The sequence below is a fragment of the Chitinophaga fulva genome (assembly GCF_012927205.1).
GTDB lineage: Bacteria > Bacteroidota > Bacteroidia > Chitinophagales > Chitinophagaceae > Chitinophaga > Chitinophaga fulva.
This window is the reverse complement of sequence record NZ_JABBGC010000003.1, coordinates 1169384-1184718: the sequence shown is the minus strand read 5'-3', so window position 1 is coordinate 1184718 and position 15335 is coordinate 1169384. Positions and strand designations below refer to the sequence as shown.

Below are 15335 nucleotides of genomic sequence, written 5' to 3'. Positions count from 1 at the left end.
CTTTAAATAGTTTTTTGAATGTTTGAAGATTGATTGAATCCTTGCCGTTGCATATTTCCCCAGGTATGTTTCCTGCCGGTGAGCTGATTGAAGTAACCTCTGATGGCGGAGAAAAGCACAATCGGGTGATAGACGAAAGGCTCTGCCAGTGAGAGGATACAAAGCTGCCATACTTCTTTCCAGCTTTTATAATAACGGAAGATCAACTGGTCCCACAACATAGAAAGGGAGGTGATCAATATGGAAAAAGTATAGATGAACACCAGGAGGATGATCGCATAATCCCAGTTGATCAGGTGGTTGACAATGATATAGATGTAGTAGATAATGCCGGCGAACTCGATCAATGGGGCCAGCAGTTCAAAGAAAAAGTTATAGGGGAAGATGATCAACCCTAATTTTTTGTATTTCGGGTTGAACAATACTTTTCTGTGTTTGCTGAATATCTGTGCAAGACCTCTGGCCCAGCGTACCCGTTGACGGAAGAATACTTTGTAGGTAGCGGGAACTTCCGTCCAGCAAAGTGTTTCCGGGATATAATGAATGCGGTAGGGCAGGTCTTGTTCGCACATGTACCTGCACATGCGCACCACCATGTCCATGTCTTCCCCGAAAGAGGCGGGGTCGTAGCCGCCGGATTTGATCACGATGTCTTTATCAAACAGACCAAGGCCGCCGGACACGTTAGGTACCGCGTTGATGAATGTCCAGCCCATTTTACCGAGCAGATAGGAACGGATATATTCCATTTCCTGGAAGCGTGGCAGCAGTGCTCTGGGCACGCGTACACGGGTGATCACGCCAGCTTCCACATCGCAGGAGTTGGCTGCACGTAAAGGTGCGCCGGTGGCAATCACTCTTTCCGAATCATCCATGAAAGGTTTGATCAGTTTCAGCAAAGTATCGCTGGCGAGGATACAGTCCACGTCCGTATTCAGGAAGTAGTCGAAGGAAGAAGCGTTGATGCCGGCATTCACCGCATCGGCTTTGCTTTTACCATTGACTTTATCCAATACCAGTAATTTGGAATAGGCGGGGTTGGAAGATTTAAAGAAACGCTTTACTTCCTGACAGGGGATTTGCTGGCGGTAAGCGAAATTCACTTCCGTCAGTTCAAATTCATCGATCAGTTTTTGCAGGGTATCGTCTTTACTGCCATCGTTCACGATGACTACCTCAAACCGGGGATAGTTCAGCGCCAGCAGGGACCGTACGTTGGCGATGATGGTCACGCCTTCGTTATAGGCCGGTGCAATCACGGAGATGCCGGGCGTGAGGGGAGAGGCCACCAGCATTTGCTGGCCTCTTATTTTATTTTTCCACAGACTGCGGCGGATGGCTATCAGTGACAGTACTGCCAGCAGAATGTAGAACAGGAATAGTCCGGCGCAATAAACGAATATGGCGCTTTCGTAAAAATCCGTAACATGTTTAAGTATCGCAGAATACATTATTAATATTTAATCAGGGGGTTCAGACTGTGTTGCAGCACCTGCTGCCTGGTCCCGGTGAGCGAATGCTGTAACCGGGCTACCAGGTTACTGGCGAGTGCTTTGTGGGCTACAATAGAATGTGCGGCATGTTTCATCAGCAGAAAATCTTCCGTATGTTCCAGTTCCTGTTGCAGGAAACTGATGAAGTCGCCGGAGCCGATACGGCCCAGTGCTTTCAGTATTTCCAGTTTGCAGTTGTCTGGTTGTTGCGGATACATCTTCACCAGTATTGGTTCTGCTTCCAGTGCCATCAGTTTGCCGAGGTTATTGATGGTGAGTGCCCGCAGTTGTTCGTCGGGAGTGTCCAGCATTTTAATCATGGCCGGAATTGCTTCCGGTTGCTGAAAGTATGCAGCCAGTTTGAGACACAATGAAATAACAGTTGGATGGTACTGTGGTTCGATCCATTGGGCAAAAGACGGCATGGGGATGTCTTTCCGAAGGGAAATAATCCGGAACAGTTCAAACTGTTCCCAGGCCAGCAATGGTTCTTTTACGTGACTGAAAAACTCAAAGGGCGCATCAGGGGAGCATTGTACCCAGTAGCAGCGTGCCATTTCCCGGATGTACTGATCGCGGCTCTGTGTGAGTGACAGTACATGCGCTGTTTCCAGCAGTACGCCCATACCGGATAATTCCACGAGGGCGCTGATCACTTTTTTGCGGCGGCCGGATTTTAATGCAGCGGCGGCTTCCCGGTGCAGTCCCAGGTCGAGGTAAAGCTGACGGAGCAAGAGCGGAATATCGCCGGTGAAGTTCTGGCGGTATTCCAGTAGTTGACTTTTAAATACGTCAGCAGCCCATTTTTGATCGAGCGGGAGTGACTTAAATGCCTCCAGTGGCAATGCCACCGGGGTATCCGGGTCGCCCACCGATTTGTAAATGATATGTTCCAACAATAATTCGTTGCCTTTCTCGCGCAGGGGTATTTCTTTTTTCGCCCGCCTTTCTTTCTGCCAACGGAAGAAGATCATGTATATATACGCCAGGGCCGTACCGGCCACGGCCAGCACGCTCACGATGATAGCAATTTGTATTACCAGCGGAAAGTAGGCAAAATAGTATATCAGATCCTCCAGCCACTGGCGGAACGACGTCATAAAATTCATTATTGATAATTGATGATTATGTTATGGGATCAGATGGTATTTTTTTCTTTCTGCTGAATCAGGCGTTTTACTCTCGAAGCCAGTTCTGATGGATTAAATGGTTTCTTCAGATAATCATCCACACCAATATCAAAACCTTCTGTGATGGTTTTTTCATGTGTAACGGCAGACAAAACAAGAATGGGGACGTCTAAATGAAGCTCGTTGCGCATTTTGCTGACCAGCTCCATTCCATTGGCGTAGGGCAACATCAGGTCCGTAATAACCAGATCAAATTTTGACTTTTGCAGATACTGCATAGCGTCCTGTCCGTTTTTGGCGATGCTGATGATATAGTCCTGTTTCCTTAAAATAATTTCTATTGCTTTACAAACAAATTCATCGTCTTCCACTAAGAGAATACTATACATAAGTAATGTTTTTTGACTGATTGAATAATCGATAATACCCTCTTTAAATTAATCGCATGACAACTAACATATCTTATTGCACGGGCCGTCTACATGCAATATCGTTGTGAATAAATACATTAAATAAAAAGAAGTGCTTTATCCTTCCGTCTAAGGGATCAAGAGTGCTCTATAATAATAACTAGCGGTTAACTCAATAAAAAGATGGCAAATTTTAACAGAGCTGAGGTTCGAACTACTCTTGTTTTGCAAAAGTATGCATAATCTATGCCAATCTAAGGACGTTAACAATCACTCCGCTATGGTGGCGGATTTTAGAGATATTAAAAAATAAACATATTACATTTTAGAATATCTAATCTTTGCGTGAAAAATACTTTTATTCTGATGGCAGACCTGTTTTTTGTGCTCAGCATATTCCGGGGACATAGCAGATGCGGTGATCTCTTTATCGCTCGTCATGTGGTTAATAAGATGCGCGGAAAACAGATTTGCGTAACAATGTTGTTACGTATATATTTGTAACAAGATTGTTACAAGTTATGGAGACGAGAAGAGATGTTTTTCACGCTATTGCCGATCCCACACGACGCGCCATCCTGCATATGCTGGCAGGCAAAAAGATGAACCTGAACACCGTGGCTGATCAGTTTGATATCAGCCGCCCGGCCATCTCCCGGCATATCAAAGTATTAACGGAATGCGGTATGGTGATCATCAAACAGGAAGGAAGGGAACGCTATTGTATCGCCAACCCTGGACCATTAAGCGAAGTGGAAACATGGATGAAGACATACAAGGCCTTCTGGGCCGACAGCCTCGACGCTTTGGATGAATTCCTGAAAAAACAACGTATCAGAAAAAAATAAGCTTAACCATATGAAAAAAGTAACCGATAAACGCGTTTTTGTTCAGGTGGAAAAGACTTTTGACGAGCCTGCTGAAACCATTTTCGATGCATGGCTAAACGTGGACATGCTCAGCCACTGGATGTTTGGCCCTTTGGTGCGCAATGAAGAAATCCTGAACCTCACCAACGACCCGCGCCCGGGCGGCCGCTTCAGTTACCAGGTGAAAAGAGGCAACGATATCCTAAATCACATCGGCGCTTACCTGGAAGTGAAACGCCCTTCCCTGCTGGTATTCACGTGGGGGGTGGACCAGGAACCGGGAGATGAAAGCGTGGTAGTGGTCCGTATTACCCCTACGGCCACCGGTTGCCTGTTACAGCTGGAACATGATATGGACCTCAAATGGTCTGAGTATGCAGACCGTACCGAAGAAGGATGGACTTATATGATCGGGTTGCTGTATGATTATCTGCAACGGCAGCGGGCTAAATAATAAAAATGCGAAATGTTTTGAACGCTGCATTTGAATGCAGGGGCATCCGATATTTGAACCCCGGGCGTGAGCCTGGGGTTCAAATCGATCAGGGTATCACCACCACATTGGTGGAATTGGTTTGTTGTATCACGGCTGTCAACGGCCGCGTTTCCCCGGTGAAATTATTCCGGCTGATAGTACAGCTGTCTGTAGTATTAAGATAGATACCATAATGTGCACCGGGTTGAATAAACCCGCTGGCATTGCTGGTGAAGATGTTATTCCCCACCTTGCTGCCTGTGGCATTGAATAAGGTAATGCCGTGCTGGGCAAAGTTCTCTATTGTATTATCATTGATCAGGATGCTGTTGTGTGGCCGGGAAGGTGCGATGGCATCTACATAACGGCTGCCCTGTAAAACGATCTTCTTAAACTTCACGGTAATAGCGCCTTCATCTATCCCCAGGTTGTCATAGGCACAGTCGCGGATGTTATTGCGCAAAATACTTACCCTGCTGTTGTACAGGCCGTTGAGCCATTGCGCAGCTTCGTTGTACAATGCTACGGCGGGAGAGGAACAGTTGAACAAGCGGTTGCTGTCTACCGCACCATTGGCGGAACGCAGGATCACGCCGCGGCCGCGGACGGTGAACTGGTTGTTATACACATAAAACTGTTCGTTGCGGCGGGTGCTGTTGTACAACTGTGCATTCTGTTGCTGGTCAGATAAATTCACATCCGTAATGGTAGCGTAGCTGCTGTCGGCTATAGCGGGAGTGAACTGTATGGTAAAGGTGCCCTGCCCCGTATTGGGTTGTACACTGGTGACCGTGAAGTTTTGGGAGATGATATAACCTGTTTTCGGAATATAGATATCGAAGCGGTCACCTGTTTTGAAGTTCATGTAATCGCTCTTTACGGTGAGACTGTTGGTAGCGTTTTTAGCAGTGATCACCATGCCTTTGTTATAGAGTGCTACGCCGTCATCACCATTACCAGTAAACGAAGAATTTTCCACCCACGGACCGATGGTATTGCCGCGGCAATGCACGCCGTCGGCATTGGCCGATACAAAGCGGGTATTGTCCTTTAAGGCGGAATGACAATTGAGCACCTTCATATCTCCGCCATCAAAGGCATAGTAACATCCCATCGGGCTGGCGTAGTTCGTGATGTTGCTGAAGGTGAGATCGGTGCAGTTGGTAGTGCTGATAAACGAGCCCATATTGGTGCGGCACAGGATGGTGAGGATATCGCCTGCGGCGAAATATTTGCCGGAGGTGGAACCGGGATGTACAATATTGTACTCCGCAGGATTGGTGCCTGCAATATACGTAGCATCGCCGGGTACCAGGCCGAAAGCATTGCCGATACCGGGTTTTACGGCACCAGGGTACGCGGGGTCCAACAGGTAAGCCCATGACCAGTGTGTGGTGAACGATGGATTATTGGTGATGGCAGGGTAGTAGGGCGATGTTTGTCCTGCTACGCTGCGCAGCCTCGCCCGCACATTGAGCGTATTCGGATTGCTGGTATCTACCTGTATGACGTCCAGGAGTGAATGGGGTAGCGGGTCCCAATCGACGGTAAAACCTTTCACGGTAATACGGTTGGAATTGCGGAAGTTCAGAAAACCGGTTTCCGGATGGTTCATCACGGTAATAGCTGACTGGTTGCCGTCAATGATCAGGTCGTTGATGCCGGTGTAGGTGTACATAAAACTGCCGGCGGCACCGGGATCCAGGGCATAGTGGCCATTGGCCGCAAACTGCACGATGGCCGGCGTATGTTTGACAGCGGTGTCCAGGATAGCTTTCACCTGTGCATAAGTGCTGTTGTCCGGTACCGTGTATACGTTGGCGGGAGTGGCAACGGTGTAGCTGAAACGGGTAGACCATAAGCTGCTGCTGCCAGCAGTATCGACAGCTTTTACCCGCCAGTAAAGTTTTCCGGCAGGGAGTGGATTGAGCGGTACATAGCGGGTAACGGGCAGGCCTGCACGTTGTGCGAGGATGTTGGTAAAACCGGTATCAGCTGCGATCATGATCTCATAACTGCCGGCGTTTGCAACAGCGCTCCAGGTAAAGCCCGGATGGGCCATGTAGCCTGTACCGCCATTCAGCGGCGTGGCAGGTGCAGGGACGGTTTGCGCGTATAGGGACAGGGTGCCAACAAACAACAGGGCGAATAACATGTTGATCTTTTTCATACGGGAATAATTTTGGTGAGCAGTTGACAAGGTCATATCACGTCAAAGATTCTTTCCTCACCGCATACCCGCAAAAAATACACAACGTTTTTTCTATGGGAACATTCCCTTTCTACGGGAATGTTCCCATAGAAAAGAGAAAAGATCAGCTGGACTCGCGGACGATCAGTTCGGTTTTAAGCACACGGATGATACTTTTCCAGTCAGACAGGTCACGGTTGATTTGGTCTATCAGCAGCTGCGCGGCCGTTCTGCCGATTTCCTTTACCGGTTGCGCTACCGTAGTAAGCGATGGATGTATCAGCCCGGATGCAAAGTCATTGCTGAAGCCTACTACGGCTATGTCTTCCGGTACCCTGAGCCCTTTCTTTTTGATGACCTGGATGATCTCAATGGCGGTAGGGTCGCTGATGGCGAAGATAGCGTCCGGTGGCTGGGGAAGACTGAGCAGGTGCGTCACGTAGATATGTACCATATCGGTGTTGAGGTCATAAGGAATGACGAGGCTTTCATCGTAAGGCACGTTGTATTTTTTCAGCGCCGCCTTGTAGCCGTTCAGTCTCTTTTCGCTGATACGCAGCGAGGTGGGGCCGCACAGGTGTGCGATCCTTTTACGGCCTCTTTCCAGCAGATGGCTGACGGCCTTGTAGGCGCCTTCAAAATCGTCCACGATAACTTTAGGCACGTCCATATCATCACATACACGATTGAAAAAAACAATGGGAATACCCTTGCGCTGGAAGATCTTCAGGTGATCGAAATTCCGGGTCTCCTTGCTGAGCGATACAAGGATACCGTCTACCTGGTTGGCCAGCATCACTTTCGTATTGGCCACTTCTGTTTCGTAGCTTTCGTTGGACTGACAGATGACGGTGTTGTATCCCGCTTTGCTGGCCACTTCCTGTGCCCCGATGGTCACGTTGGGGAAATAGGAGCTGGTGAATTCAGGGACGATAATCCCGATGGTGTTGGTTTTCCGCGTGATGAGGCTGATGGCCAGCATGTTCCGCTGGTAGTCCATTTTCTCTGCCAGTTCCAATACCGCCTGACGGGTATCGGCTTTTACGCTGGGATGGCCCGTCAGCGCACGGGAGACAGTGGATTTGGAAAGCTGCAGCGCTTTGGCAATGTCGACGATAGTCACCTGGTGTCGTTTCATAGCTCACAATTGTATGAGGCCAAAGAAACAAAATAACCTTGAAATTTGGGAACATTCCCATAAATTGGGAATGTTCCCAATTGAAAAGCGGGCCTTTTTTGTAGCATCTGTGCCCGTTTGTTTTAATCTTTGGATAACAAATTCACACGTATGGAAAAACAGTTGTCGACAACTTTATGAGTGGGCAAGCTATACCTGAATATTTCCACGGCGCCACTTCCCGATAGGACCAGAAAAACTAATCATTAAAAAAACAGCAAGGGGAATGCAAAAAAAGAGTTTCACGTTAACGGGGTATTGGCTACTCCCGTTTTTTATCATCTGTATATGGATGAACAGTACTGCACAGCAACCAACCCCCACGGTGACGGGGAAAATCACCGAAGCTTCCGGCACGCCGCTGCCCGGCGTAACTGTCCGCGTGAAAGGTGGTAAAGTATCGGCTGTTACCAACGACGAAGGTACCTACAACATCAACGTGAACAGCGTTCCCGGCACCATTCTCCTGTATTCTTATATCGGGTATGTAAGCCGCGAAGTAAAACTGACTGCCGGCAGAACGGTCTACAACATCACCCTGGAGCCATCTGTGAAAGGGCTCAACGATGTGGTGGTGATCGGTTATGGCACGGTGAAACGTAAAGACCTCACCGGTTCCGTAGGAGAAGTAAAAATGGCGGACATGGCCAAAGCACCGGTGCCTTCTTTTGAAGAAGCCCTCGGTGGCCGTGTGGCAGGGGTGCAGGTATCAGCCAGTGACGGGCAACCAGGCGCTCCGCTCAATATCGTCATACGCGGCAACAATTCTGTCACCCAGGAAAACTCTCCCCTCTACGTGGTGGACGGTTTCCCGATGGAAAACCCCTCCAACAACATTTTTAACCCGGAAGAAATCGAATCCATTGAAGTGCTGAAAGACGCTTCGGCCACCGCCATCTATGGCGCCCGTGGCGCTAACGGCGTTATCCTCATCACCACCAAAAAAGGAAAGACAGGGGCACCCGTGATCGCTTATCAGACCTGGATGGGATTCCAGCAAAATCTGAAAAAGCAGCAAATGATGGACCCATACGAATTCGTAAGATTCCAGCTGGACCAGAACAGTACGCTCTATACGCCCATCTACCTGAAAAACGGCAAAACACTGGACGACTACCGGAATGTAAAGGGCGTCGACTGGCAGGACCAGGTGCTGCGTAATGCCTTCATGCAAAGCCACAGCTTGTCTATGAGAGGTGGCAACGATAAAACAAAATATGCGCTGTCCGGCTCCCTGCTCGATCAGGACGGTATCATCATCAACAGCGGATTTAAACGTTACCAGGGCCGCATGGTGCTGGACCAGCAGGTGAGCAATAAAATAAAAGCCGGCGTTAACTTCAACTATACCGCTACAAAAACATACGGCGCCTTTGCTTCACAGACCGGTTCGGGTCCTACCTCCAGCCTCATGTACAGCGTATGGGGATATCGTCCGGTTACCGGCGATTCCACCAACGGCGGCTCACTGATCGATGAACCGTTCGACCCGGATGTGGACCCGCTGAGCGAATACCGCATGAATCCTATTATATCCAATCGTAACGAATATAATCCGGCATTTAACAATACCCTGATTGGTAACGCTTACGTGGAATATAAACCGGCCAAATACTTTACCCTGCGGGTAACCGGCGGTATCACGCGGGAGGCTGTACGAAAAGACGTGTTCTATAATTCCAATACGCGGCTGGGTAATCCGAAAAGCAGCGTGTTGGGTATTAACGGCTCGGTGAGCAATGCCGAACGTAGTAGCTGGCTCAACGAAAATACCCTCACGTATGCCCGTGTTTTTAACAAAGACCATAACCTGAACGTGATGGGTGGTATGAGCATGCAGAAGACACAAACCTACAGTTACGGTTTTAGCGCCTCTCAGGTGCCTAACGAATCGCTGGGCATGAGCGGCCTCGACGAAGGTATCATTACCGCAGCGCCTACTGCCCGCTCCGCCAATACGCTGATGTCTTTCCTGGGAAGAGTGAATTACGGTTATAAGTCCCGTTACCTGCTCACGCTTTCCTTCAGAGCAGATGGCTCTTCCAAATTCCCTGTCAACAGCCGCTGGGCGTATTTCCCCTCCGGAGCGCTGGCATGGCGTATCATCGAAGAGCCATTTATGAAGGATGTCCGTGTGCTCTCTGATGCCAAGGTACGGGTGGGTTATGGCACGACCGGCAACAACCGGATACCCGATTTCGCTTACCTCACCGCGTTGCAGTTGTTCCCGTATTCCGGTTACGCTTTCGGCAATTCACCGGTACAAGGCACTGTACCCAACAACCTGGGATATCCAGACCTGAAATGGGAAACCACAGCACAAACAGATATAGGCATTGACGTTGGGTTCCTGAAAAACAGGATCACCCTTTCGGCCGACTACTATAAGAAGAATACGCGTGACCTGCTGCTAAACGCCACGTTGGCGCCTTCTTCCGGTTATCTCAGCGGTATCCGCAATATAGGCAAGGTGTCTAACGAAGGGCTGGAAATCACCATCAACAGCACCAATATCCAGCGCAAGAACTTTACGTGGTCCACTGGTTTTAATATTTCGTTTAACCGCAACAAGGTGCTACAGCTCAATGAAGGCGAGCCCAGTTACGCTTCCCGTATTACCTGGGGCAATTTCAACAACGCCTATCCGTATATCGCTATTCCCGGTCACCCTATCGCACAGTTCTATGGCTTTCTGTTTGATGGCATCTACCAGTATGGTGATTTCAACAAATTGCCGGATGGCTCTTATGTGTTGAAAAACGAAGTGCCGAACAATGGTAATCCCGCCAGCAGTATCCAGCCTGGTTATATCAAATTCAAGGACATCAATGGAGATGGTAAGGTGGACAACAACGATTTGACCATCATTGGTAATCCCAATCCGAAGCATATCGGCGGGCTGTCCAATAATTTCACCTACCGCAATTTTGACCTGAATGTTTTCCTGCAATGGAGCTATGGCAATGACCTGCTCAATGCCAACCGTATTGAGTTTGAAAATGGTGATGTGACCCGCAACTTCCTGAATATGTTTGCCTCCTATGCCGATCGCTGGACACCGGAGAATCCGAGCAACAGCCTGTATAAAGTAGGCGGACAGGGCCCGCTGGTGTATTCTTCCCGAACGATAGAAGATGGTTCTTACCTGCGCCTGAAGACTGTCGCCCTCGGCTATACGCTGCCGGCGAAAACGCTCAAGCCAGCGAAGATAAAATCGCTGCGGGTGTATGCTGCCGCACAGAACCTGCTCACCTGGACAAATTACTCCGGCCTTGATCCGGAAGTGTCCGTACGGAATTCCGCACTCACACCGGGGTTTGACTGGTCGGCCTATCCCAAGGCCCGGACCATCACTTTCGGATTAGACGTAACCTTTTAATGACCTTAAAAGCTGTGAAGATGAAAGTTAATATCAAAATATATATCGTGATGTCCTGCATGCTGGCAGGTTCCCTGTTCAGCGCCTGCAATAAATTCCTGGACACTAAGCCGGAAGATTTTGTAACGCCGGAGAATTATTTCAATACCGAAGCTGATCTTGACAGAGCGCTGAATGGTGTTTACAACAGGTTGATCGACAACTGGGGCAGGATGTACTCCCGCGGGCTGTACAGTTATCTGAACATCAGCGATGAATTTTTTTACAAGAATGTATCCGTGAACAACCTCCGCGTGCTGGACTTTGATGCCGGGCAGCTGGACGTGGGCAAGTTGTGGGAAGTGGCTTATCAGGGTATTGACCGCGCCAACCTGTTGCTCGAAAATGTGAACAAGCCTAAAATGGATGACACCAAAAGAAACGCTATCAAAGGACAGGCACTTTTTCTGCGGGCTTATTTTTATTTCGTGCTGGTAGACAATTACGGTGGCGTGCCGTTGAAGATGTCCTCCACTAATTCGCCCACAACACCCAACCTGCCGCGTTCTTCCGTGGCCGAAGTCTATGCAGCTATTGTGGCAGATATGAAAATAGCGGAGCCGCTGGTGAAGGATATCAGCACCTATACGAATAACGAGCGTGTAACCACCACCGTGGTACAGGCCATATTGGCACGGGTGTATCTTACCATGGCCGGAGAGCCATTGAAAGACGTGTCGAAATATGCCGATGCACTGACTTATGCCGATAAGGTGATCAATTCAGGTAAACATTCACTGAATCCTTCTTACAGCAATATTTTTATCAATCATTCCAAAGATATCAATGAGCCACAGGAGTGCCTCTGGGAGATAGGTATGTACGGTAACCAGCAGGGCGCCGCGCAGATAGCTGGTGGCGTGGGTGTCGAAAACGGCCTCGAATGTCCGGATGATAATATCGGTTTTTCCGGTGGGGCAGTGCATCCCACCGCCAGGCTGTTTAACCTTTTCGAAGCTGTTGATCAGCGCCGCGACTGGGCCATTGCGCCTTACAAGTATGTTGTGACCGCAGGCGTTGTCTCCAAATCATTTTACACCGCCGCACAGGTATACGACCGTACGGCCGGAAAATGGCGCCGCGAGTATGAAACACAGGTACCTAAGAACCGGTTGTACAATTCCACTAATTTCCCGGTGATACGTTATGCTGATGTGCTGCTCATGAAAGCAGAAGCAGAGAACGCCGTGAACGGCCCGGTAGCCGCCGCGTATAACGCCGTCAACCAGGTGAGAAGGAGAGGGTATGGCAAAGCGGTGAACGCTGCTGATCCGGCGGTGGACCTGCCGGCAGGGCTGGGCCGCACAGATTTCCTGCAACGGTTACAGGACGAAAGAGCGCGGGAGCTGTGTTTTGAAGGCATGCGCAAACATGACCTGATTCGTTGGGGCCTGTACGTTAGCAAGATGCAGTCCCTCGCCACGGAGGTCAACAATAACGCACCAGCCGCCTGGAAATACGCCGGCAGCGCGGCTAAGAACACCACCGCACGGAATGTACTGTTCCCGGTACCTAATACTGAAATTACGATCAACCGTTTTATCACTCAAAATCCCGGCTGGTAAAAACATGATGATGCGACCTTTTTTATACCTGATGATCATCACCGCTTTTTGTGCCTGTGCCAAAGAGAAGGTGACCACACCGGAGCTGGAGGTGACTACCGCCGGTACTACTTTTAAAGCCGGCGATACCGTGGCGTTTGCCTTTCAGGGCAATCCGGACAATATCACGTTTTATTCCGGCGAACCCGGACGGCAGTACGAATACCGTAAGCGTACCACGGCGGACAATGATTTGCAGATAGACTTCACTACATTGGTGCAGTTTGGTAAGATCTATCCTAATCTGCAGTTGATGGTGTCCAACGATTTTACGGGCATCGCAGATGCGGAGCATGTGAAAGCTGCCACGTGGAAGGACTTGTCAGCCAAAGCGGTGTTTTCTGCCGGGCAGGACAATACGCCTTCCGGTGTGATCAGCCTGAAAGAATTTGCCGATTCCTCCCGTCATCCGCTGGTCTATATCGCTTTCCGGTATACCGACACGAATAAGCCCGAGGGGCAGAACCGTTGGGTAGTGCGAACATTTAACGCTAACAGCGTATCGGCGGATAAGGTAATCACGCCGCTGGCCACCCTGGCCACCGCAGGCTGGAAGGCGGTGGACTTCAAAAACCCTGCGTTCGGGTGGACCATCACATCGGCACAGCTATTGATGACCAACAGTAAAAATACGGATGACAACGAAGACTGGGTGATCTCCAAAGGATTTGACCCTACCGCCGTAAAACCCGATCAGGGCGTGGCCTTGAAGAATATCAGCAACACCCTGCAAGGATATAAATATGTGTTTGCCCGCCCCGGTACCTACCGGGTGGTATTTGAAGCGTCTGCCGTGCGTTATAACGGTGAGAAACATATTACCAGAGAACTAACCTTAACGATTACACCCTGATGAACGCAGCCATAGATACCGCCGTTATTGTTGTTTTTTCCCTGTTTATTATGCTGGTGGGGTTTTCCTTTTCCAGGACAGGAAGGAACCTCAAATCCTTTTTCGCCGCCGGAGAGGCCGTACCCTGGTTTATTGGCGGGCTGTCCCTTTTTATGAGTTTCTTTTCCGCCGGTACTTTTGTGGCCTGGGGCTCCATTGCCTATCAGTACGGATGGGTGGCCATCACCATACAGTGGACCATGTGCATCGGTGCGCTGGTAACGGGGTTGTACCTGGCGCCGCGCTGGAAAGCCACCGGCAATCTCACCGCGGCGGAATTCATCCGGGAACGGTTGGGAGAGCGCGTACAGAAAGCCTATATCTACATCTTCATGCTGGTGTCTTTGCTGATCAAAGGATCTGTGTTGTATTCTGTAGCACGACTGGTAAGTGCTTCGCTGGGCCTGCCGCTGATGCCTTCCACCGTGGTGCTGGGACTTTTTATGATCGCGTATACGGCAGTAGGCGGTCTGTGGGCCGTGATGGTGACAGACATCCTGCAATTTGTGGTGCTGACAGCCGCAGTGTTGATTATTATCCCGTTGGCTTTTGATGCAGCAGGCGGAGTACAGCATTTTCTGCATTTCTCTCCGGAAGGTTTTTTCAGTGTGGTAAATGGTGAATATACCTGGGGCTTCATCCTGGCGTTTGCCTTGTACCATGTGTTTTATATAGGCGGCAACTGGACGTTTGTACAACGCTACACCAGCGTGGACACACCGAAGTCCGCTTCCAAAGTGGCTTACCTCTTTGCAGCGCTGTATATTATCAGCCCTGTGTTATGGATGCTGCCGCCGATGTTATACAAAAGCATCAACCCGGGACTGCATGGTCTTGAAACGGAGAATGCCTATCTCATGATCTGCAAGCATGTGCTGCCAGCAGGTTTAATGGGACTGATACTGACCGGTATGTATTTTTCCACCTCTGCTTCCGCCAATACAGCATTGAATGTGGTATCCGCCGTTTTTACGAACGATATCTATAAAGGGTCTATTAATCCCGGTGCTTCCGATAAAGCACTGATGCGCGTGGCAAGGGTATCTTCCTGGTTCTTCGGGCTGGGTATGATTGCCATTGCGCTGATAGTGCCCTACATCGGAGGCATCGTGGAATTCACGCTGAGCATAGGCGCTATTACGGGAGGCCCGCTGCTGGCGCCGCCTATCTGGGCGCTGTTTTCCCGGCGACTAACGGGAAAGGCTACCCTGTATATTACCGTGGTGAGCCTGTTGGTGAACCTGGTGTTTAAGGTGATACTACCGCTGACAGGCGGTGGAAAACTGGACCGCGCCAGTGAGATGTTGCTCGGTGTTGGATTACCTTTTGTGATGCTGGCGCTGTACGAATGGTACCAGCGCAGCAAGGGCGCTGTCAGCGATGAGTACGTGCAACTGCAACGCCATCGTGCACAGCGTAAGGCAGCTGTGAAGGAAACCGGCGCGGAAGAATCCATCGAAATACAAAAACAAAATCAGTTCGGGTTAAAAGTGATCGCTTTCTCGCTTGCTTTTATTGCCCTGTTGTTATACGGACTGTGTTTCTTCTCACAAAAAAGCATCACCCTGGTGGCGACCATTGCCACCACTATCCTCATCGTAGCTGTTATACCGCTGAGGGCTGCACGAAAAACGAAGATCGCATCCAAAGCGGAACCGGTAGAAAGTATTTATTGA

Annotated in this window: 11 protein-coding genes; 6 read left to right on the top strand and 5 right to left on the bottom strand. The window is 49.6% G+C overall.

The features are described from left to right. Positions 1-2: 2 nt before the first annotated feature. Genes HHL17_RS28125 through HHL17_RS28115 form a run of 3 tightly spaced genes read right to left on the bottom strand, consistent with a single transcriptional unit; the run spans position 3 to position 3012 of the window. The gene (locus tag HHL17_RS28125) at positions 3-1451 is read right to left on the bottom strand and encodes a glycosyltransferase family 2 protein (RefSeq protein ID WP_169228151.1); all 1449 of its coding nucleotides are present in this window, start codon (positions 1449-1451) and stop codon (positions 3-5) included. A gap of 2 nt (positions 1452-1453) precedes the next feature. Next, positions 1454-2593, bottom strand: a complete 1140-nt coding sequence (locus tag HHL17_RS28120) for a HEAT repeat domain-containing protein (RefSeq protein WP_169228150.1) — start codon at positions 2591-2593, stop codon at positions 1454-1456. Positions 2594-2631: 38 nt separating this feature from the next. Beyond that, positions 2632-3012 (bottom strand): response regulator transcription factor, encoded by a 381-nt coding sequence (locus tag HHL17_RS28115; protein WP_169228149.1) that lies wholly within the window; start codon positions 3010-3012, stop codon positions 2632-2634. 542 nt (positions 3013-3554) lie between these two features. Between HHL17_RS28115 and HHL17_RS28110 the strand changes: the two genes are divergently transcribed. Further along, complete coding sequence (locus HHL17_RS28110; protein ID WP_169228148.1) at positions 3555-3881, top strand: ArsR/SmtB family transcription factor; 327 nt, start codon at positions 3555-3557, stop codon at positions 3879-3881. A 10-nt stretch (positions 3882-3891) separates the two neighbouring features. Next, positions 3892-4356 (top strand): SRPBCC family protein, encoded by a 465-nt coding sequence (locus HHL17_RS28105; protein WP_169228147.1) that lies wholly within the window; start codon positions 3892-3894, stop codon positions 4354-4356. An 88-nt stretch (positions 4357-4444) separates the two neighbouring features. Here the strand turns inward: HHL17_RS28105 and HHL17_RS28100 are convergent, their stop codons facing one another. Both HHL17_RS28100 and HHL17_RS28095 read right to left on the bottom strand, forming a co-directional pair. Beyond that, positions 4445-6547, bottom strand: coding sequence for a right-handed parallel beta-helix repeat-containing protein (locus tag HHL17_RS28100; RefSeq protein ID WP_169228146.1), 2103 nt, complete (start codon positions 6545-6547; stop codon positions 4445-4447). Between the two features lie 145 nt (positions 6548-6692). Then, positions 6693-7706 carry a LacI family DNA-binding transcriptional regulator gene (locus tag HHL17_RS28095; protein ID WP_169228145.1) on the bottom strand — a complete coding sequence of 338 codons (1014 nt, stop codon included), beginning with the start codon at positions 7704-7706 and terminating at the stop codon, positions 6693-6695. A 265-nt stretch (positions 7707-7971) separates the two neighbouring features. Here HHL17_RS28095 and HHL17_RS28090 point away from each other — a divergent pair, with 265 nt between their 5' ends. Genes HHL17_RS28090 through HHL17_RS28075 form a run of 4 tightly spaced genes read left to right on the top strand, consistent with a single transcriptional unit; the run spans position 7972 to position 15335 of the window. Next, positions 7972-11124 carry a SusC/RagA family TonB-linked outer membrane protein gene (locus tag HHL17_RS28090; protein ID WP_240975980.1) on the top strand — a complete coding sequence of 1051 codons (3153 nt, stop codon included), beginning with the start codon at positions 7972-7974 and terminating at the stop codon, positions 11122-11124. Positions 11125-11144: 20 nt separating this feature from the next. Next, positions 11145-12728: a RagB/SusD family nutrient uptake outer membrane protein gene (locus tag HHL17_RS28085; protein ID WP_169228144.1), complete on the top strand. Its 1584-nt coding sequence runs from the start codon at positions 11145-11147 to the stop codon at positions 12726-12728. Positions 12729-12732: 4 nt separating this feature from the next. Continuing rightward, a complete protein-coding gene (locus HHL17_RS28080) occupies positions 12733-13620 on the top strand; it encodes a DUF5017 domain-containing protein (protein ID WP_169228143.1) in 888 nt (295 codons plus the stop codon). Next, positions 13620-15335, top strand: a complete 1716-nt coding sequence (locus HHL17_RS28075) for a sodium:solute symporter family protein (protein WP_169228142.1) — start codon at positions 13620-13622, stop codon at positions 15333-15335. Before HHL17_RS28080 ends, HHL17_RS28075 begins: the two co-directional genes overlap by 1 nt.

Coding starts and splice junctions, on each gene's coding strand:
- HHL17_RS28105 (WP_169228147.1), top strand. CDS start 3,892: ATGAAAAAAGTAACCGATAAACGCGTTTTTGTTCAGGTGGAAAAGACT.
- HHL17_RS28100 (WP_169228146.1), bottom strand. CDS start 6,547: ATGAAAAAGATCAACATGTTATTCGCCCTGTTGTTTGTTGGCACCCTG.
- HHL17_RS28090 (WP_240975980.1), top strand. CDS start 7,972: ATGCAAAAAAAGAGTTTCACGTTAACGGGGTATTGGCTACTCCCGTTT.
- HHL17_RS28110 (WP_169228148.1), top strand. CDS start 3,555: ATGGAGACGAGAAGAGATGTTTTTCACGCTATTGCCGATCCCACACGA.
- HHL17_RS28115 (WP_169228149.1), bottom strand. CDS start 3,012: ATGTATAGTATTCTCTTAGTGGAAGACGATGAATTTGTTTGTAAAGCA.
- HHL17_RS28085 (WP_169228144.1), top strand. CDS start 11,145: ATGAAAGTTAATATCAAAATATATATCGTGATGTCCTGCATGCTGGCA.
- HHL17_RS28095 (WP_169228145.1), bottom strand. CDS start 7,706: ATGAAACGACACCAGGTGACTATCGTCGACATTGCCAAAGCGCTGCAG.
- HHL17_RS28125 (WP_169228151.1), bottom strand. CDS start 1,451: ATGTATTCTGCGATACTTAAACATGTTACGGATTTTTACGAAAGCGCC.
- HHL17_RS28080 (WP_169228143.1), top strand. CDS start 12,733: ATGATGATGCGACCTTTTTTATACCTGATGATCATCACCGCTTTTTGT.
- HHL17_RS28120 (WP_169228150.1), bottom strand. CDS start 2,593: ATGACGTCGTTCCGCCAGTGGCTGGAGGATCTGATATACTATTTTGCC.
- HHL17_RS28075 (WP_169228142.1), top strand. CDS start 13,620: ATGAACGCAGCCATAGATACCGCCGTTATTGTTGTTTTTTCCCTGTTT.